Source organism: Streptomyces sp. NRRL F-5630, from assembly GCF_000719475.1.
In the GTDB taxonomy this organism is placed as follows: Bacteria; Actinomycetota; Actinomycetes; order Streptomycetales; family Streptomycetaceae; genus Streptomyces.
Genome location: NZ_JOGO01000068.1, coordinates 1 through 18,634 on the forward strand (window position 1 = coordinate 1; position 18,634 = coordinate 18,634).

General features: G+C 73.7%; 17 protein-coding genes and 1 tRNA gene. 4 read left to right on the forward strand and 14 right to left on the reverse strand.

The annotated features are described in order from the left end of the window. The first annotated feature begins 113 nt into the window (after nucleotides 1–113). Complete coding sequence (locus IF99_RS35175) at nucleotides 114–1,127, forward strand: peptidoglycan-binding protein (protein ID WP_420705714.1); 1,014 nt, start codon at nucleotides 114–116, stop codon at nucleotides 1,125–1,127. After that, a complete protein-coding gene (locus tag IF99_RS0124405; protein WP_234340832.1) occupies nucleotides 1,124–1,885 on the forward strand; it encodes a hypothetical protein in 762 nt (253 codons plus the stop codon). The genes IF99_RS35175 and IF99_RS0124405 overlap by 4 nt, the downstream gene beginning before the upstream one ends. A gap of 46 nt (nucleotides 1,886–1,931) precedes the next feature. On the opposite strand, the gene IF99_RS0124410 is transcribed toward IF99_RS0124405, so the two are convergent. The 6 genes from IF99_RS0124410 to ehuB all read right to left on the reverse strand — a co-directional run bounded on the left by IF99_RS0124410 (nucleotide 1,932) and on the right by ehuB (nucleotide 6,519). Continuing rightward, a tRNA-Lys gene (locus IF99_RS0124410) sits at nucleotides 1,932–2,005 on the reverse strand. 203 nt (nucleotides 2,006–2,208) lie between these two features. After that, complete coding sequence (locus IF99_RS0124415) at nucleotides 2,209–2,931, reverse strand: IclR family transcriptional regulator domain-containing protein (RefSeq protein ID WP_030999348.1); 723 nt, start codon at nucleotides 2,929–2,931, stop codon at nucleotides 2,209–2,211. A 264-nt stretch (nucleotides 2,932–3,195) separates the two neighbouring features. Then, complete coding sequence (ehuA, locus tag IF99_RS0124420) at nucleotides 3,196–4,041, reverse strand: ectoine/hydroxyectoine ABC transporter ATP-binding protein EhuA (protein WP_030999350.1); 846 nt, start codon at nucleotides 4,039–4,041, stop codon at nucleotides 3,196–3,198. A 142-nt stretch (nucleotides 4,042–4,183) separates the two neighbouring features. After that, nucleotides 4,184–4,825 carry an ectoine/hydroxyectoine ABC transporter permease subunit EhuD gene (ehuD, locus tag IF99_RS0124425; protein ID WP_030999351.1) on the reverse strand — a complete coding sequence of 214 codons (642 nt, stop codon included), beginning with the start codon at nucleotides 4,823–4,825 and terminating at the stop codon, nucleotides 4,184–4,186. After that, nucleotides 4,822–5,559 (reverse strand): ectoine/hydroxyectoine ABC transporter permease subunit EhuC, encoded by a 738-nt coding sequence (gene ehuC, locus IF99_RS0124430; protein WP_030999353.1) that lies wholly within the window; start codon nucleotides 5,557–5,559, stop codon nucleotides 4,822–4,824. The genes ehuD and ehuC overlap by 4 nt, the downstream gene beginning before the upstream one ends. Before the next feature lie 57 nt (nucleotides 5,560–5,616). Beyond that, nucleotides 5,617–6,519, reverse strand: a complete 903-nt coding sequence (ehuB, locus tag IF99_RS0124435) for an ectoine/hydroxyectoine ABC transporter substrate-binding protein EhuB (RefSeq protein ID WP_030999356.1) — start codon at nucleotides 6,517–6,519, stop codon at nucleotides 5,617–5,619. A gap of 385 nt (nucleotides 6,520–6,904) precedes the next feature. Between ehuB and IF99_RS0124440 the strand changes: the two genes are divergently transcribed. Both IF99_RS0124440 and IF99_RS0124445 read left to right on the forward strand, forming a co-directional pair. Then, entirely contained in the window at nucleotides 6,905–7,618 is a 714-nt protein-coding gene (locus IF99_RS0124440) for an aspartate/glutamate racemase family protein (protein ID WP_030999357.1), read from the forward strand. 89 nt (nucleotides 7,619–7,707) lie between these two features. Further along, nucleotides 7,708–8,802, forward strand: coding sequence for an LLM class flavin-dependent oxidoreductase (locus IF99_RS0124445; protein WP_030999359.1), 1,095 nt, complete (start codon nucleotides 7,708–7,710; stop codon nucleotides 8,800–8,802). A gap of 1,097 nt (nucleotides 8,803–9,899) precedes the next feature. Here the strand turns inward: IF99_RS0124445 and IF99_RS33660 are convergent. From IF99_RS33660 to IF99_RS0124485, 8 genes are all read right to left on the reverse strand, one after another. Continuing rightward, nucleotides 9,900–10,307, reverse strand: coding sequence for a hypothetical protein (locus tag IF99_RS33660; RefSeq protein ID WP_199806553.1), 408 nt, complete (start codon nucleotides 10,305–10,307; stop codon nucleotides 9,900–9,902). A gap of 111 nt (nucleotides 10,308–10,418) precedes the next feature. After that, complete coding sequence (locus IF99_RS0124455) at nucleotides 10,419–11,582, reverse strand: hypothetical protein (protein WP_051703673.1); 1,164 nt, start codon at nucleotides 11,580–11,582, stop codon at nucleotides 10,419–10,421. Further along, a complete protein-coding gene (locus IF99_RS0124460; RefSeq protein WP_030999364.1) occupies nucleotides 11,579–12,862 on the reverse strand; it encodes a glucarate dehydratase family protein in 1,284 nt (427 codons plus the stop codon). The genes IF99_RS0124455 and IF99_RS0124460 overlap by 4 nt, the downstream gene beginning before the upstream one ends. After that, nucleotides 12,859–13,797, reverse strand: a complete 939-nt coding sequence (locus IF99_RS0124465; RefSeq protein ID WP_030999366.1) for a 5-dehydro-4-deoxyglucarate dehydratase — start codon at nucleotides 13,795–13,797, stop codon at nucleotides 12,859–12,861. Before IF99_RS0124465 ends, IF99_RS0124460 begins: the two co-directional genes overlap by 4 nt. A gap of 279 nt (nucleotides 13,798–14,076) precedes the next feature. Beyond that, nucleotides 14,077–14,388 carry a DUF4190 domain-containing protein gene (locus IF99_RS0124470; RefSeq protein WP_234340833.1) on the reverse strand — a complete coding sequence of 104 codons (312 nt, stop codon included), beginning with the start codon at nucleotides 14,386–14,388 and terminating at the stop codon, nucleotides 14,077–14,079. 325 nt (nucleotides 14,389–14,713) lie between these two features. Continuing rightward, complete coding sequence (locus IF99_RS0124475; protein ID WP_030999370.1) at nucleotides 14,714–15,334, reverse strand: DUF4232 domain-containing protein; 621 nt, start codon at nucleotides 15,332–15,334, stop codon at nucleotides 14,714–14,716. A 106-nt stretch (nucleotides 15,335–15,440) separates the two neighbouring features. Then, nucleotides 15,441–17,111 (reverse strand): N-acyl-D-amino-acid deacylase family protein, encoded by a 1,671-nt coding sequence (locus IF99_RS0124480; RefSeq protein ID WP_051703670.1) that lies wholly within the window; start codon nucleotides 17,109–17,111, stop codon nucleotides 15,441–15,443. Nucleotides 17,112–17,217: 106 nt separating this feature from the next. Beyond that, a complete protein-coding gene (locus IF99_RS0124485; protein WP_030999374.1) occupies nucleotides 17,218–18,540 on the reverse strand; it encodes an alanine racemase in 1,323 nt (440 codons plus the stop codon). Nucleotides 18,541–18,634 lie beyond the last annotated feature (94 nt).

The window sequence follows — 18,634 nt, forward strand, 5'->3', positions numbered from 1 at the left end:
GCGTGAGGCCGGGGGGACCCGGGACGGTGCTGCGGGTGCGCCCGCGTTGGGGCGGGGCGCGACCGGTCCGGACGAGGCGAAGGCGCGGCGTAAGGCGGGAGAGACCCGGGACGGTGCTGCGGGTGCGCCCGCGTTGGGGCGGGGCGCGACCGGTCCGGACGAGGCGAAGGCGCGGCGCGAGGCCGGGGGGACCCGGGACGGGGCGTCACGCCGGCTTCGCGACGGCGCCGCGCGAGGCCCGGCAGGGGACCCCGGCGACGGCTACCCGTTCCGCCGCGCTCGTCCGCCCCGCCGCCGCGCCCCGCGAGCCCTCCGCGACCCAGGAGGGCGAACATCCCGGCGGCTACGGGGACCCGGACGACCCGTCCGGCGGCCCGCGGACCCCGCAGGGCAGCAGCCAGCCGCTGCACCCGGGGGGCGGCGGGGGAGCGGCCTCGCCCGGCACCGTCACGCGCGGCGAGATCATCGACCGGGCCCGTACCTGGCTCGCCGCGAAGGTCCCCTACAGCATGAGCGCCTACCACGACGGCTACCGGCAGGACTGCTCCGGCTTCATCTCCATGGCCTGGGACCTGCGCTCCAATCAGTGGACGGGCTCCCTCGCCTCCTTCGGTGAGCGCATCACGAAGGACGAGCTCCAGCCCGGGGACATGCTCCTCTTCCACAACCCGCAGGACCCCGAGAACGGCTCGCACGTCACGCTCTTCGGCGGCTGGGCGGACGCCGCGCACACGAAGTACACGGCGTACGAGCAGACCCCGCCGCGCACGCGCAGCCTGACCACGCCGTACGCCTACTGGACCAACTCCGCGCAGTACGTCCCGTACCGCCCGAAGAACCTGGCGAGCGGCAGCGCGGGACCGCGGTCGAGCGCCTTCCCCGGCGCCGCCGCCTTCGGCCCCGGCAAGAGGGGGCCGCACGTGACGCGGCTCGGCGAGATGCTCGTCGCGCGGGGCGCGGGCCGGTACTACAAGATCGGCCCCGGCCCGCGCTGGACCGAGGCCGACCGCCGCGCGACCGCCGCCTTCCAGCGCGCGCAGGGCTGGCGCGGCGCCGGCGCCGACGGGCTCCCGGGGCCGCGCACGTGGCAGTACCTCGTGAGCGGAAAGGGCAGGGACGTGCGATGACGACGACACCGGCGGTACCGGCGGCGCGCGAGGACACGGCCTCCTCCGCCCCCGCGCCGCGCCCCTCGGTGCCCGAGGAGCGGCGCGCGCGCACGCTCCCGGGCTGGGCCGCGGTCCTCCTCGCCATGCTCGCGGGCGCGCTCTCGCTCGCCGCGCTCGTACGGGTCGCCGCCACGGGCTCCTGGCCCGCGACGGCCCTCGCGCTCGGCTGCGGACTGCTCGCGGTGTACGCGGGTGCCGGAGTGCAACGGGTCCGGCCCGGTACGGCGCACGTGCTGACGCTCGCGGGGCGCTACCGGGGGACGGTGCGGCGCACCGGGCTCGTGTGGGCGGACCCGCTGCCGCGCCGCGTCCCCGTGGACCTCACGCTGCGGCACTGGCGCGGCGGGCCCTTCGTAGTGGGGGAGGGCGAGCGGGTCTCGCTGCTCGTCGTGTGGCAGGTCGCCTCGCCCGCCCGCGCCGCCTTCGCGGTGGAGAACACGGCGGACTACCTGTGCGACGCGGTCGAGTCCGCCGCCGGGGCGGTACGGGACGAGGCGGCGCTCACCGCACGGGTCGCCGCCGACGCGGCGGCGGTGGGCCTCAAGGTCCACACCGTCCGCCCCCTGCGCACCGAACCCGCCCCGCACGTGGCGCTGCTGGACGCGGTGGAACGCACGGTGACCGGGCTCACGGCGCGAGGGCTGCTGGGGGAGGACCCGTCGGAGCGCCGGGCGATGGTCAGAGCGCTGACGGTGGCCCTCACGGCGAAGTCCTGAGCACGAGAAAGGCCCCCCGATTCCTCGGGGGGCCTTTCCCTGTCGGTGCGCCGCCAGGGACTCGAACCCCGGACCCGCTGATTAAGAGTCAGCTGCTCTAACCAACTGAGCTAGCGGCGCCTGCTGACTCGGAAATCATACCGAAGGTTTCGGGGTGCTCCCGACCACGTGCGGTCGCCGTGGTCTCGGGGGTCTCGTCCCGTGGTCCGGACCCCGTCCGGCCCCATCCCGTGGTCCGGGGCCCGTCCCGCAGGCCCGCGTCGCGCCTGCCCCGTCCCATGGGCCCCGCCCCCGTCACCGCCGGGCCGGCTCCCGGGCGCGGCTCAGAGGGTCAGCGAGAGGAGGACCGGCGTCGAGCCCCTGCTCAGCGCGGCCGCCGCCGCGTGGAGGCGGTGGGCGTGCCGCGCCGGGAGGGAGAGGGCGAGGCAGCCGACCGTGGGGCCGGTGCTCATCGGGACCGCCGCGCACACCGTGCCGACCGCGTACTCCTGCACGTCGAGCACGGGCACGACGGGGGGCCGCGCCTCCAGCCTGCTGAAGAGGGCGCGGGTGTCGGTGATGGTGCGGGCGGTGAAGCGGGCCGGGCGGTGGCGCGAGAGGTGCTCGCGGCGGGCCTCGGGGCCGAGCTGGGAGAGGAGCGCCTTGCCGACCGCGCTCGCGTGGCCCGTGGAGCGGAAGTCGATCCACTCGTGGACGCGCGGGGTCTCGGGGGCGTCGGCGACGCTCGTGACGGTGATCTCGCCGTCCACGTAGCGGCCCACGTACACGGCGGCGTTCACCTCGTCGCGCAGCCGGTCGAGGAGGCCCTGGAGGTGGCTGCGGATGGCGAACTCGCTGTTGAGGGAGGAGCCGCCGAGCAGCGAGAGCGACTCGCCCGTCACGTAGCCGCCGTCGTCGAGGCGGCTGGCGTAGCCCTGGCCGCACAGCATCGCGAGGAGCGCGCCGAGCCGGTCCGCGTCGAGCCCGGTCTCGGCGGACAGTTCGGCCGTGCGGGCGTCGCCCGCACGGCGCGAGAGCGCTTCGAGCACGCGCAGTGCGTCCTGCACCGACTGCTGGGCGCGGGTCCTGGGCGGTACGGAGGTCGCAGGCACGGTGTCCCCCTGGCGGCGGCGTGGTGGGCCGGTCGAAACCCGACTCCGCTCACGATAGTGCGCAGGGGGCGCGCGGGGGTGGTACTTGGCGGATCGGGAGCCCGCGACGGTACGGGCCGGAACGCTTGCGACCTGGGGATATAGCTCTGGCATATGCGGAGGAGGGGCCTCGCGGCCCCGAAGGCCGGGAGACCCCTCCCAGGACGTTTCCCGGGCAGCTCAGAGCACCGCGCGCAGGAACTCCCGCGTCCGCTCCTCCCTCGGCTCGCCGAAGATCTGGGACGGGGGCCCCGACTCGACGACGCGGCCCGCGTCGAACATGAGGACGCGGTCGGAGATGTCGCGGGCGAAGCTCATCTCGTGGGTCACGCACAGGAGCGTGATGTCGGTCGTACGGGCGATGTCCCGCAGGACGTCGAGCACGCCCGCCACCAGCTCCGGGTCCAGGGCGGAGGTGACCTCGTCCAGGAGCAGGATGTCCGGCTTCATCGCGAGGGCGCGGGCGATCGCCACGCGCTGCTGCTGTCCACCGGAGAGCTGCGTCGGGTGCGCGTCCGCCTTGTCGCCGAGCCCCACGAGGTCCAGCAGTTCGCGGGCGCGCGCCTCCGCCTCCTGCTTCGGTACGCCGAGCGCCGTGACGGGCGCCTCGGTGATGTTCCGCAGCACGTTCATGTTCGGGAAGAGGTTGAACTGCTGGAAGACCATGCCGATCTTCTTGCGCGCCCGGCGCTGGTACTTCTCGGAGGCGGGCTTCAGGGAGCCGTCCGCCGCGCGCTCGTGGCTCAGCGGCTCCCCGCCGACCCACACCACGCCCTCGCTCACCTGCTCCAGGGTCATCAGGAGCCGCAGGATCGTCGTCTTGCCCGAGCCGGAGGGCCCGATGAGCGTGACGTGCTCGCCCTTGCGGACGGAGAAGTCGAGGTGGTCGAGCACCGTGTGGTCGCCGAAGCGCTTGACGACCTTGTCGAAGCGGATCAGCTCGGCGCCGCCGGGCTCCTTGGCGCCCTCGGCGGGGGCGGCGGCCGTCTTGTCGAGCGGGCCGGACGCGGCGCGCGGTGCGGGCACCGGCTGATCCTCGCCCGGGGCGGCGGACACCGGCTGTCCCTCGCCCGGGGCGGGGACGGGCTGTCCTGCGTCCGGGGCGGGCACTGCCTGCTCCCCGGACGGCCCGGCGGGGGTCGGCTGCTTGTCGGTCGGCTGCGCGGGTTCAGTGGCCAAGGCGGTTCTCCAGCTTTCTCATCAGCAGCGACGTCGGGTAGCTCGCCACCAGGAAGATCAGTCCCGCGAGGGTGAAGACCTCCGCGTAGACGAAGTGTGCCGAGGCGTACTCCCGGGCCTCGTACACCATCTCGCCGACGGTGATCGCGGCGAGCAGGGGCGTCTCCTTGAACATGGCGATCGCGTAATTGCCGAGCGCGGGCAGGACGTTGCGGACCGCCTGCGGCAGGATCACGGCCCGCCAGGTGCGCCCCGGCGACAGCGAGAGCGCGCGGGCGGCCTCCCACTGGCCCTTCGGCACCGCGTCGATGCCCGCGCGGTACGCCTCGCTCATATACGTGCTGTAGTGCGCCCCGAGGACGACGATGCCGATCGTGAGCGCGCTCACCGTGTTGAACAGGGCGTAGGCGCCGACGAGTTGCACGAGCAGCGGGGTCGAGCGGATGAACTCGGTGACGGCCCGCACCGGGACACGGACCCAGACCGGCCCCCGCGTCGCCACCGCGATGAGCAGCCCGAGGACGGCGGCGAGCAGCGAGCCGAGCACGGTCGCCAGCAGAGTGATCCAGAAGCCGTCGAGGAGGACCGGGAAGACGTCCCCCCAGACGTCCCACTTCCATTCCTGGGTCACGCGGCACCCCCGGTGCTCGTGGTGGCGGGCACGGCGCTGCGGGCGCGGAAGAGGCCCTTCGCGCCCTCATGCCGCCCCAGCCGCTTCTTCGCGCGCCGCTCCAGCGCGTTCATGAGGAGCGTCAGCACGTACGCGAAGACGAAGTAGAGGACGAGCAGCGTCAGATACGCCGGAACCGTCGCGCCGGTGCGGTCCCGCATCGCCTGCACCACCTGCGTCAGGTCGGCGGCCGAGATGAGCCACAGCAGCGGCGTCGCCTTGAGCAGCATGATGAGCAGGGAGGTCAGGGAGGGGATCATCTGCACCCACGCCTGGGGCAGGATGACCCGCCGCATCCGCTGGAAGGGGCTCAGGTTGAGCGCGACCGCCGCCTCGAACTGGGCGCGGGGCACGGCGTTGAGGGCGCCGCGCACCACCTCGGAGCCGTAGGCGCCGTAGTTGAGGCCGAAGGCGACGACGCCGCAGAAGAGCGCGTCGAGTTCGTAGCCGGTGAGCGGCGGCAGCGCGTAGTACAGCCAGAACAACTGGATGTAGAGCGAGGTCCCGCGGAAGAACTCCACGATCACCCGCGCGACGGTGCGCACGAGCGTGTACCTGCTGCGCCCCATGAAGCCGAAGGCGAAGGAGAGTACGAAGGCGAGGAGCGCGCCGTAGACGGTGGCCTGCGCCGTCACCCCCAGCCCGGAGCCGACCTGGTCGAAGTGGTCGAAGAAATAAGAGAAGAAGTCACCCATGAGCAGGGGCCTTTGCCGGGATCGGTACGGGGGCGGACCGCGCCCGTACGGGGAAGCTCACGCCTTGCACAGCGTCGCCGTCCGGAGGTTCGCCGGGGGCACCTCGCTCGCGCCGAAGCCGTAGGGCTTGAGCAGCCGCACGAACTCCGCCTCGTCCGAAGTGATCTTCTTCAGCTCCTTGTTGAAGGCGTCCCGCAGCTCCTCGCTGCCCTTGCGGAAGACGGCCCCGCCCGGCGAGTACTGCTTCTTGCCGTCGAGTTCGGGCACGAAGGGCTCCACGACCTCCAGGCCGGGGTTGTTCCTGACGAGCCAGCGCAGCGAGATCCCGGTGAGGACGAAGGCGTCCACACGGCCGGTCTTCACCGCGTCCGCACCGTCCTGCTGCTTCTGGAGCGACTTGATCTTGCCGCCGGATATGCCGGCGCCCTCCACGTAACTCTTCTCCACCGCACCGGACATGACGCCGAGCGTCGCTCCGGCCGCCTTCGCGGAGGCGAGGTCGGTGAGCTTCTTCGGGTTGCCCTTCCTGACGAGCATCGCGGTCGGGGAGATGAACTCCGGCTCGGAGAACAGGGCGTTCTCGCAGCGCTCCGGGGTGATCGCCATGCCCGCGCTGATCACGTCGTACTTACCGGCCTGGAGCCCCGGGATCAGCCCGTCGAACTCCGTGAAGGTGGGCCGCAGTTCGGGCACGCCGAGCGCCTTGAAGATCGCGGCGTGCAGCGTCGGGGCCTCGCCCTTCAGCTTGCCGTCCTCCTTGTACCCGTAGGGCGCCTCGTTGGCGTAGGCGACCTTCACGTACCCCTGCTTCCTGAGCTTGGCGAGGCCCGTCTCGCCCCCCGAGCCGCCCGCGTCCGTCTTGCTGCACGCGGCGAGGAAACCGGACACGGTCAGGGCGCCTCCGACCGCCGCCGTGCGGGTCAGGAAGCCCCGGCGGGACAGGTGAGGGAACTCGGCCATGGTGTGTTACCTCCGCGTCGTACAGCGCATGGATACCGCGCGTGGATACGAGGGGGTCCCCTTCCCGGGTGGCGGGAACTATGCGGATGCCCTGGCGGCTGTGACGCGATGGTGGCCTGAGGGTGACCTTCCTGTTGTCATACAAGGGAGATTTACGGATCTATCTCCCGCCGTATTCGCGCCGTATCCGTACGAGCCGGCCGCCGCGCCTCTCCCGCGCCCTCGCCGTGCGTGCCGCGCCGGTCCGCGCGACCCTGGAGGGGAGGCCGGAAAAGTCCGGTACGGGCAGGTGTGGCGGGCGGTGAGCGGGCAGACGCACACAGGCAAGGCGAAGGCCCCGTACCCCCGGGGCGGGGCCCGTACCCGTACTCAAGGGAGCAGTGACGTGACCGCACTCGGCTTTCTCTATCCCGGCCACGCGGCGGAGGACGACTACCCGCGCATCGAGCAGACGCTCGCGAGCGACATCCGGCTGCCGCTCGTCCACGTCCCCGAACGCGGCGGCGAGGCGGGCTGGCCGGGAGAGGCGCTCGCCGGGGAGGCCGCCGAGGAACTGCGCCTCTCCGGTGCCGAGGCCGTCGTCTGGGCCTCGACGCTCGGCAGCGCGAGCGGAGGCCCGCGGGAGGCCGTGCGCCAGGCCGACCGGCTCGCGAAGGACGCGGGCGCCCCCGCCTCCGGCACGGCCGCCGCCTTCGTGAACGCGGCGAGCGAACTCGGCATGAGGCGCGTCTCCCTCGCCACGCCCTACGACGAGGCACAGACCGAAACCCTCGCCGCCTACCTGCGGGCCGCCGGCTTCGAGGTCCTCCGGGCGGTCGCGGGCGGCCCCGCGAGCCCCGCCGAGGCCGCCGCCTGGGACGCGGAGACGCAGGCGAAGCTCGTACGGGAGGCGGCGGAGCCCGGCCCGGACGGGGTCCTGCTCGCCTGCACGGCGCTGCGCACCGCCGCGCACATCCCGCAACTGGAGCTCGCCGCCGGCCGCCCCGTCCTCACCGCGAACCAGGTGAGCGTGTGGGAGGCGCTGCGGCTCGCGGAGCGCCGGGTGCGCGAACCGGCGCTCGGCACGCTCTTCACCGTCCAGCCGCCCGTGCTCGGCTGAGCCCCGCGACCGTACGGGAATAACCGGCGGGCCCCTCCTGTTGTGCGGCGGAGTACCCGCAGCACCCGCACGACCTGGAGGCATGACCGGTGGACGACGTGGACGAGATCCGAGGCACCGCGCAGGGGAGCGCCCCCGTACCGCTCTCCGTACTCGACCTGGTCACCGTCGGTGCCGGGCACACCGCGAGCGAGGCTCTCGCCACCGGCGTAGGGATCGCGAAGACGGCCGAGCGGCTCGGCTACCACCGCTACTGGGTGGCCGAGCACCACTCGATGCCCGGCATCGCCTCCTCCTCGCCCGCCGTGATCCTCTCCCACCTCGCCGCCCACACCGAGCGCATCCGCCTCGGCTCGGGCGGCGTCATGCTGCCCAACCACGCGCCGCTCGTCATCGCGGAGCAGTTCGGCACGCTGGAGGCGCTCGCCCCCCACCGCGTGGACCTCGGCCTCGGTCGCGCCCCGGGCACCGACGGCGCGACCGCGCAGGCCCTGCGCCGCACCGAACGCCCCGGCGAGGGCGCGGACGACTTCCCCGCGCAGGTCGCCGAGCTGGCCCGCTTCCTCGACGACGACTTCCCCGACGGCCACCCCTACCGCCGTATCCACGCGGTACCCGGGCCCGTCCAGGCCACCTCGCCGGGTGGCGTGCAGTCCCCGCACCGCCCCCCGCTGTGGCTCCTCGGCTCCTCCGGCTTCAGCGCCCAGCTCGCCGCCATGCTCGGCCTGCCCTTCGCCTTCGCGCACCACTTCGCCGCGCAGAACACGATCCCGGCGCTCGACCTCTACCGCGAGAACTTCCGCCCCTCGGCCGTCCTCGACAAGCCCTACGCCCTGATCGGCGTCGCCGCGCTCGCCGCCGAGGACGAACGCGAGGCCCGCCGCCAGGTCATGACGGGCGCCCTCAGCATGCTCCGCCTGCGCACGGGCCGCCCGGGACTCGTCCCGACGCCCGAGGAGGCGGAGGCGCACGCGTGGGCGCCGATGGAGGAGGAGTTCGTCAACGGCTGGCTCGCCAACATCGTCCACGGCACCCCGGACGCGGTCCGCGAGGGCCTGAACGACCTCCAGAAGCGCACGGGCGCCGACGAGCTGATGCTCACGGCGAACGCGCACGGCGGCGAGGAACGGCGACGGTCCTACGAACTGATCGCGGAGGCGTATGGGTTCGGGGGCGGCGAGTAGGGGGCGCTCGGGAGCGGTCGGGCCTTGTGCGGGTGGGGCGAGGCGGACCCGGGCAGGGGAACGCCTCGCCCGGCGCATCCGGTGAGGGGCGTCAACGCCCTCTGAGCGCTGCTCGGCGCGGCCGGAGGGGCGACGCGTCGCGCTCGCCGGGGCGGGGGAGGTGAAACGCATGCCAAGCCCTCCTCGTCGCGCCCGCATGGTCGAATGCGCCCATGCCACACCTCTCGGAGGCCATCGGCGCCCCTTCCGCTTTCGTCTTTTCCGTCGCGAACGGGATGGTGGAGCTGGATCTCCCCGAGGACTTCGACTGCGGACCGACACCAGGAACGCCTCCCTTCGCGTCACGGGAGGGACGTGGGCGCGCGGTTGCCGGAGCGGGTGGGGGAGTTCCCGGGCCGGAGGCAGGGGTGGGCGTGGCCGTGGGGTGCCGAGCCGCGTGAAGAGGCGGTGGGGAAGCGGGTGCGGTGCGAGTTCGGCGCGGCGTGCGTGGGGAAGAGGCGGCAACTGACTCGCGGCGGTGGCGGACGGGGCCGGGGCGGCGAGCTGGTGACCTGGCGGAGGCGAGAGCCCACGCCCCCCGAGTCCGGCAGAAGCGTCCGCCTGAAACCGACAGCCATCTGAAGCGGGCCCTTTCGGCGGTGGCTAAGCTCTCTGGTGCAGCACCACGCCGCCAAGAACGCCAGATATGCCCGAATTGTCCGAAGGTTTAATGCTTGCACAGCTGAAGCCCCACCAGCAATAAACCCGCAGGTCACCAAGACTGCTCCCCGCACGCGCGGGGATGCACCCAGCGTGGGTGAGGCCCTGGACGGCGCCCAGCGCTGCTCCCCGCACGCGCGGGGATGCACCCTCCTCCTCGTCGGTGATGTCCTCGGAGGGGCACTGCTCCCCGCACGCGCGGGGATGCACCCAACCCCGACTTCCACGCGGATATGTCCTACATCTGCTCCCCGCACGCGCGGGGCTCCACCCGTGCCGAAGACCCCGACGGTCTTGTGCACGGTTGCTCCATCGCTCGGGTTACCGGCGAGACCAGTGCCGTCGCCCACTCCTCGTTCCCCGTCGCCCCGGGAGGACGAACACCGGGTTCAGGGTGCTCATTTCGGCGTAGACCGGGATCGGGCGGGGCGGGACGCCGCCGCGTCCATCAGGCGCGGCTCCCGGTGAGTGAGCCCCTGAAGCCGGCCGCCCGGACTTCCGCGGCCCACCAGCGCGAGCGAGACGTCCGGGTCGCCCTCCGCCAGTGTGAAGACGGCCTCCGGGAGCGCCGCGCCCAGCACCCGTGCCACTGCCCATCCCGTCTCCGGCTCTCCAGGCGCGCCTTCGCCGACCCGGCAACCCGCCGCCGACGCCATGTTGCCGCCGGTCACCCCGAAGGTCAGCGGGAAGTTGGAAGCCACGAACACCGCGACCGCGCCCACCACGACAGGGGCCGTACGGCTGTCCGCTCCTCCCGCCGCCACGCGCGCGCCGAGCGCGCGCAACTGTCCTGTCGTGCGGGACATTTCTCCCCGCCACGCCTCCGACGCCAAGCGTCGCGCAGGCCGGGGCCGCCGCGCCGAAGCCCGCCGCCGCCCCCGCCCCGCGAGCCGCCTCCCCCACGGACTGGGTGCCTGTTATGCCGTAGTTCCTTCCGCCTGCTGCCATTCGCGCGCGATCGTTCCCAGGGTCTCCAGGCGTGCCGTCGGGGCGAGCCCCAGGTGGTAGAGGCCGAGGCCGCTCGCGCCCGCCGCGCGCAATCGCCGTGCGTGTGCGGGGACTTCGTCCGCCGCCACCGGCGGGAGCGCCGTCACGTACGCCTGTACGGGGGTGCCGTGGCCGGTCGCCGTTCTGATCGCCTTTTCGCTCGCCGCGCCCACCGGCCACACCGGGACGAGGAGCGCGTCGACCTCCGGGGCGGCCCGCGCCGTGAGTCCTGGTGAGGGGCCCGTGGCCCACGGGTCGGGGTGCGCGTGGAGTGTCACGGGCGCGCCCGGTGCCTGCTCCCTTACGGCCGCGAGGACACCCGCGCGCAGGGCGTCGGTCGCCTCCTGGCGTACGGCGAGCAGCGCGCTCGCGAGGTCGTCGGGTACAGGGCTTCCGGCACGTACGGCCTCGCGGAGCGCCGCCTGAACCGCGTTCGGTCGCAGGGCCCGTGCCGACCACCGCGCCGCGCAGGCCCCGCAACAGCACACCGAGAGCCAGCGGGCCTCGGCCTCTGTCCAGGCGCCTTCCGTCTTCTCGTGCACGCCCCCGTGGATCACGCCGAGTTGCCCGCAGCCTTCGAGCGAGACGCCGTCCACGGGGACCCCTTCGAGGGCCTCGGCCGCGAGCGCCGCCGCGTACGCGCGGACCTCGGGATGGGAGGGGCAGAGCGCGTAACGGTAGTGCTCGCCGAAGCAGTTGACGACGGTGAGGTCCGGGTGCGCGGTGCCGAGGCGCGAGTCGTGGCCGAGGACCAGCCAGGCGGTGACCGAGAGACCTTCCGCGCGCAGAAGGCTGGTGGCTTTGGCGAAGGGGTCGGGCTCCCCGCCTGTCCACGAGGGCGCGGCGGGACGCAGCCGGGCCCCCGACCAGCGGGGGGCCGCCGGGTCGTGAGCCCGGCGGTAGAGCGCGGAGTGGGAGGCGTCGACGAGGCGGCGCGTGGGGTGGTGCGGCGTTGCCGCGCGCGTGGCGTGGTAGGTGGCGGCGAGCGTGACGGAGTGGAGGCCCGTCGCGCGGACGCGGGCGGGGAAGGCGGGGTCGCCGAGGACGTCCCACGGGTAGGCGTGGCCCGAGAGGGGCGCCGGGGCGCGGCTCACCACTTCGCCCGTCCCACGGTGAAGTCCGGCTCGAACCGCCGCATGTACGCCGTGTCGTCGCGCTCCGTGATGCCGCAGCGTGTGTAGTTCTCGTGCAGGCGGGCCAGGGCGTCGCGGTCGAGCGCGACGCCGAGGCCCGGGGTGGTGGGCACGGTGACCTTCCCCCCGTGGAAGGTCAGCGGGTGCTCCACGACGTCCGTGCCGTCCTGCCACGGGGTGTGCGTGTCGAGCGCGTGGTCCAGGACCGGGACCGCGCCCGCGAGGTGGACCATCGCGGCGAGCGAGACGCCGAGGTGGCTGTTGGAGTGCATCGAGACACCGACGCCGAACGTGCGGCAGATCGCAGCGAGTTCGAGCGAACGGCGCAAGCCGCCCCAGTAGTGGTGATCGGCGAGGACCACCTGTACGGCGTTCTTCGTGAAGGCCGGGGCGATGTGCTCGAAGGCCACGACGCACATGTTGGTCGCGAGCGGCATGTCGGCGCCGCGCGCGACCGCCGCCATCCCGTCGATGCCGGGGGCCGGGTCCTCCAGGTATTCGAGCAGCCCGCGCGTCTCTCTCGCGACCTTGAGGGAAGTCTCCACGGTCCAGGCGGCGTTGGGGTCGAGCCGCAGCTCGTGCGTGGGGAAGGCGGCGCGCAGCGCGTGCACGGCGGCGACCTCCTCCTCCGGCGGGCGGGTGCCGCCCTTCAGCTTGAGGGACTCGAAGCCGTAGCGCTCGGTCATGGCCCGCGCCTGCCGCACGATCCCGTCCGCGTCGAGCGCCTCGCCGAAGGAGTCCGGAGCCGCGCCCGGATGACCCGCCCACTTGTAGAAGAGGTAGGCGGAGAAGGGGACTTCGTCGCGGAAGCGCCCGCCGAGCAGGTCGGAGACCGGACGGCCGAGTGCCTTGCCCTGCACGTCGAAGCACGCGACCTCGAAGGGTGAGTACACCTGGAGCAGCGTCTTCTCGCGCGTGGCGGGGCCGATCAGGCCGTGCTTGTCGCCCGGAGCCGCCGCCCCGTCGAGCGCGGCGGCGGTCCGGCGGAAGGCGTCCGCGAGGTCGAAGACGTCAAGGCCGATGAGCGCGGCGGCGGTTCGCCTCACGAGGGCGAGGTGCGCCGCGTCGCCGTAGGTCTCGCCGAGCCCGTACAGGCCCTCGTCGGTGCGTATCTCGACGAGCGTGCGCAGTGCCCAGGGCTGGTGCACGCCTGAGGCGTTGAGGAGGGGCGGGTCGGGGAAGGCGAGCGGTGTGACGACGACCTCCGTGACGCGCGGGCCGCGCGCGGTGGCGGCGCTCACGCGGCCACCCCCGGCGTCTTGATGCCCGCGAGCGCGGCCCGCCCGCGCGCGATGATGTGCTGGAGCGCGGCGACGTGCTCCTCCGAGGCGTCGAGCAGCGGTGGCCGTACGGGGCCGACGTCCAGCCCCGCGAGCCGCGCGCCCGCCTTCGGGAGGGCCACCGCGTAGCCGGGTGCCTGGTCCCGCAGGCGCACGAGCGGCACGTAGAACTCGGCGAGCAGCGTGCGCACGGCGGCGGCGTCCCCGCGTGTGCTCGCGCGGTGGAAGGCGACGGCGATGTCCGGGGCGAAGCACAGGACCGCCGAGGAGTAGCCCGTGACGCCCATCGCCTGGTAGGCGGGCACTGAAACCTCCGCCGTGGGCAGTCCGTTGACGAACGCGAAGCTCTCCGCACGCGGGTGCCCCGAGGCCCGTACGGTCGCGATGATCCGCTGCATCGCGTCCACGTCACCGCGACCTTCCTTGATCCCGGCGACGGTCGGAAGGTCGAGCAGCGCGAGCGCGGACGGCGGGTCGAGCACGGCGTTGGCGCGCTGGTAGACGACGAGCGGGAGGGACGTCGCCCCGGCCACGTACCGTACGTGCGCGACGAGGCCCGCCGGGGTGGACTCGACGAGGTACGGGGGCATGAGGAGCAGCCCGTCGGCCCCGGCGTCGGCGGCGCCGCGCGCGAAGGCGGCGGCGAGGCGCGGGCCGCCGCCGACCCCCGCGTACACCGGGACGCGCCCGGCCGTCACCTCGACGGCCGCCGCGACCACGGCGCGGTGCTCCGCCGCGTCGAGCGCCGAGAACTCCCCCGTACCGCACGCCACGAAGAGCGCGGCGGGCCCGGCGGCCACCTGCTGCTCGACGTGCTCGGCGAAGACGTCGCGCGCGAAGGTGTCCTGCGGGGTGAAGGGGGTGAGCGGGAAGGAGTACAGGCCCTCGGGCAGCATGGGTGTCCTCGCAGTCGCGTTCATGTACATGAACGGTGTGCTCGTATGTGATCGACGTGCAGCGTCAAAGTAATCCCCGGAAATCGGGGGGTCAATGGCGCCCCGTCGGGCGGGAGGGAGGCACCCGGGAGGTGGCAGGGGAACGGCCGCCCTCCGAGGGGGAGGGCGGCCGGGGGACGGGGGCGAGGCCGGGGGACGCGGCTTGCGCGCCGGAAGCGAGGCTTACGCGCTGAGGGGCGCCGGGCCGGTGGCGGCGGCTGCCGGGTGCGGCGGCGCGGGTCAGGAGGCGAGGACCGCGACGGCGACCGCCCAGAACGCGATGGCCCCCACGATCGATACGGCGCCGGTCACGATGCCCGCCGTGCCCATGCCTTTGCCGGGCGCACCCGCCTTCGCGCGGCGCGTCGTCATGACGCCGAAGACCACGCCGAGCACACCGAGCGCGAGCCCGAGGATCGGGATGAGCCAGAAGAAGATCAGGCCGCCGATGCCCGTCGCGAGGGCGGCGATCGCCAGGCCGGGCGTCTGGGTGCCGGTCGCGGGGCGGTTCTGGTAGGAGGTGCCGGAGGCGGGGTTGCCGTAGCTGCTCACGGTACGGTCCTTTCCTGCGGGAATCGTGCGGCTCGTGCGTCTTTCTCCGTGAGATCCGGGTGCCCGTCGAGAGCCAACTCACGCCTCGGGGAACGGAATCGAGGCGGAGGCGATGATTCCGGTTCTGGCGGCTCCGGTGCGGTGCCGCGTCAGCAGCGGGGACGGGCCCCGGGGACCGGGCGACGGCTAGCGCCCACTGCGGGGGAGGGGCAGCCCGGGCGGTGACGGGCGCGGCGAAGGGCCGGAGCGCGCCCCCCGGCGTGCCCCGGCCCCGCATCCGTACGCGTCCGCCGCGTCCCCGTACTCCTGGCCCAGCGACCCCGTGTCAGCTCACCTTGTACGTGTACGCGACCGGCGTGACGCTCAAGCGGCCGTTGTCGACCCACTCGTCGAGCTTCAGCGTCTTGTGCGTCGTGGAGGCGGGCGGGGTCACGACGAGCTTGGCGGCGTGCCGGGTGCCCGAGGTGCCGGTGTTGGCGTGGGTCCAGGCGATGACGGCCTGGGCGCGCTGGCCGTTCTTGAGGGTCAGCGTCGTCTTGCCCGGGTCCTTCGCGTACCAGGTGCTGCCCCACTCCGTCTTCGACGCGAGCGTCTTGCCCTTCGCGTCCTGGAGCCCGAGGCCCGGGTAGCCGCGCAGGGCGCACGTGTGGCCGCTGGTGTTCTTGAGGTCCAGGACCGCCCCCGCGTGGTTCATCCCGCCCGCGAGGCGCTTGCTCAGCGAGACGCTGAGCCCGGCGGTCGAGCAGGTCGGCGTCGCGGCCTTCGCGCTCGTCCCGGCGGCGCTGGCCTGCGCCATCGTGACGGCCCCGACCGCGCCGGTGAGCGCGAGCGCGGCGAGCGGGACGGCTATGCGCCGCGCGATCCGGCCCTTGCGACCGGGCTTCGCGGCGCTGCCGATCGTGGAGTCGGTGTCGGTGATCTCGTACGGGCTGCCGGTCATGGCCATCGTCCTTTCCTCGTGCGTGTACCAAGTTCGATGGCGGCTCCCGGCGGAAAGTTCACGGAGCGGCGAAGATTTTTCCGGCGGGCGCGGGAGCACCCCCGCCGGGGACTCAGCGCCGCCCCGTCCCCCGTACCGCACGCCCCGGCGTCGCCTGGGTACGGGCACCGTCGCGCAGCACGAAGTGCCCGTCGAGCAGGACGTGCGGGATGCCGACGGGGAGCGTGCGCGGGTTCTCGAAGGTCGAGCCGGCGGCGACGGTGGCCGGGTCGAAGAGGACGAGGTCGGCCCGGTAGCCCTCGCGCACGAGGCCGCGGTCGGTGAGCCGGAGGCGCGCCGCCGGGCGCGAGGTGAGGTGCTGGACGCACTCCGCGAGCGAGAGGATGCCCAACTCCCGCACGTATTCGCCCAGATACTGGGGGAACGTGCCGTAAGCGCGCGGGTGCGGCTTCGCGCCCTGGAGGATGCCGTCCGAGCCGCCCGTGTGGACGGAGTGGCGCATGATCGCGCGGACGTTCTCCTCGTGCCCGACGTGCTGGAGGATCGTCGGGCCGAGGCGGTCCGCGAGCAGCAGTTCCCGGGCGTACGGCCACGGGGCGAGGCCGCGCGCCGCGGCGGACTCCGCGACCGTCCGGCCCACCGCGTCCGCGAGTTCCGGGCTCGTGACGCCCGAGATCTCGATCGTCTCCCACTCCATCGGCACGCCGTGGCAGCCGTCCGAGCCGACGACTTCGAGGTCGTACCGGATGCGCTCGGCGGTCTCCGGGTCGGCTAGCCGCGCCAGCGTCGCCTCCGGGCCGCCCTCGCTCGCCCAACTGGGCAGCACGGCGGCGAGCGTCGTCGAGCCCGGGGTGTACGGGTACGTGTCGAGGCTGATGTCGGCGCCGGCCGCGAGCGCCCCGTCGAGCAGCGAGACCAGCTCCGCGGCGCGGCCCTTGTTCACGCCGAAGTTCATGGTGGCGTGGGCGAGATGGAGCGGGCAGTCCGCCTCGCGCGCGAGGGCGACCATCTCCTCGTACGCTTCGAGCGCGCCCGCCCCGTACGAGCGGTGGTGCGGGCAGTAGTAGCCGCCGTACGCGGCGACGACCCGGCACAGCTCGGTGAGTTCGGCGTCCTTCGCGTACATCCCCGGCGTGTAGGTGAGCCCCGAGGACATGCCGACCGCGCCCTCGCGCATTCCCCGCGCGACGAGTTGACGCATCCGGTCCAGCTCGGCGGCGGTGGGCGGCCGGTCCTCCCAGCCCATCGCGTGCATCCGTACCGTGCCCTGCGGGATGAGGTACGCGGCGTTCACGGCGAGGCCCTGGCGGTCGAGCCGGTCCAGGTACTCGCCGACCGTGCGCCAGTCGAAGTCCACGGAGTCGTCGCCGGGCCCGCCGCCGTTCCACCCCGCGATCGTGCGGCGCACCTCGGCGAGCGTGCGCTCGTCGACGGGCGCGTACGAAATGCCGTCCTGGCCCAGGACCTCCAGCGTCACCCCCTGCGCGACCTTCGCCGTGTGCGCGGGATCGCGGAGCACGGCGAGATCGCTGTGGGCGTGCATGTCGATGAAGCCCGGGGCCAGCGCGAGGCCGTCCGCGTCGAGAGTGCGCGCCGCCGACAGGCGCCGCCCGCCCCCCTCCCGCCCGATGCCCGCGATCCGCCCCTCGCGCAGCAACACGTCCGCGCGGTAGGGCTCTTCGCCCGAACCGTCGACCACGAGGGCGTCACGCACGAGGAGTTCGGGAGCGGGATCGGCGGAGGGAGCGGGGCCGGGGGAGGGGGCGGGTGCTGCTGCGGGCATAGGGCTTTCCTGTCCGGGGGAGGGGGCGCTGGGAGGTCGCGGACGCGCCTTAGGGCCTGTCTTCCATCTCGCCTCTGCCGCGCGACGAGGCGAGATGGAAGACGCCCTAGAAGAACGTCCGTACGTACTCCGTGACCGTGCCGTCCGCCGTCGCGACGGGGATCAGCTGCCACTTGTCGAAGGACGTGCATGGGTGCGAGAGGCCCATGCCGAGCCAGTCACCGACCTCCAGGTCCGCGTCCGGCTCCGTGCACACCCAGCCGTGCTGGTCCGAGAGCCCGGTCACCGCGATGCCCTCCGCGCCGCGCACCTCGCCCGTGCGCGCGTCCCGCACCGCCTGCGCCTCGGGCAGGTCGAGGTCGTACGCGGCGTCCCGCTTGCCCGCGTTGACGAACGCCTGCTCGGCGGACGGACGCGAGACGACCTGCGCCCACAGCCGGAAGGCGGGGTGCAGCGCGCCCTCGCCGGGAACGCGGTTGAACGGCGTGAGGTGCTTGTAGTGCCCGTCGTCGTGCGAGACGTACGCGCCCGAACGCAGCAACTTCCGCACCGGAGCGCTCAGTTCACCGATCTCCGCGAAGGCGGTCGCGACCGCGTCGAACCAGGCGCTGCCCCCCGCGCTCACGATGATCTCGTCCGCGCCCGCCGCAGTGAACCGCCCCGCCGCGTCGAAGTCCACGAGGAGCGTGGTGAGCCTGCGCAGCCACGCCAGCACGCGCTCCGGGTCCGCGTCGGGCACCTCGCCCTCGTACCCCGCGACCCCGACGAGCCGCAGCGTCCCCGTCGCGGCGACCGCGTCGGCGACCGCCGCGCACTCCGCCTCCGTCCGCACCCCGGTCCGCGCGCCCGCACCCGCGCCCAGCTCGACGACGACGTCGACGCGCCGCGCGCTCGACGGGCCGGCGGGCAGGGCCGCGGCGGCCTCGCGGAGCGCCGCGTCCATCAGCTCCACGCCCCGCACGGAATCCACGTAGCAGACGAACACGAAGTCCGGGTCGGCCGCCAGCTCGGCCGCGAGCCAGCGCAGCGCCGCCGCGTCGACCAGTTCGTTGGCGAGGAACACGCGCGGCACACCGAAGGCCCGCGCGACCCGCACCTGGTGCGGCACCGCGAGCGTGATGCCCCAGGCGCCGCGCTCCAGCTGCCGGTGGAAGAGCTGCGGGGCCATCGACGTCTTGCCGTGCGGCGCGAAGTCGAGGCCGTGCCGCTCGGTGTACGTCTCCATGAGCGCGAGGTTGTGCTCCAGGGCCTCGGCCGAGAGCGCGAGCACAGGGGTCGTGAAGCCGCCGGTGAAAAGGTTTCTGCGCTGCCCGGCCAGCTCGGCGACCGTCAGCCCCTCCGCGTCCGGGGGCAGCCCCTTGAAGCGGCTGTCCACGCGCGTCGTGGCGAGCCGTTCGAGGGCGGCGGGGCGGCTGTGCCCAGCGGTCATGACGTACTCCCAAGGGGCCGAGGCGGCGCGTGCCCCTGCGCGGGTGAGAGAGTGCTGCCGGTCATCCATTGCGCAGGACGCAACGCTCATTGCG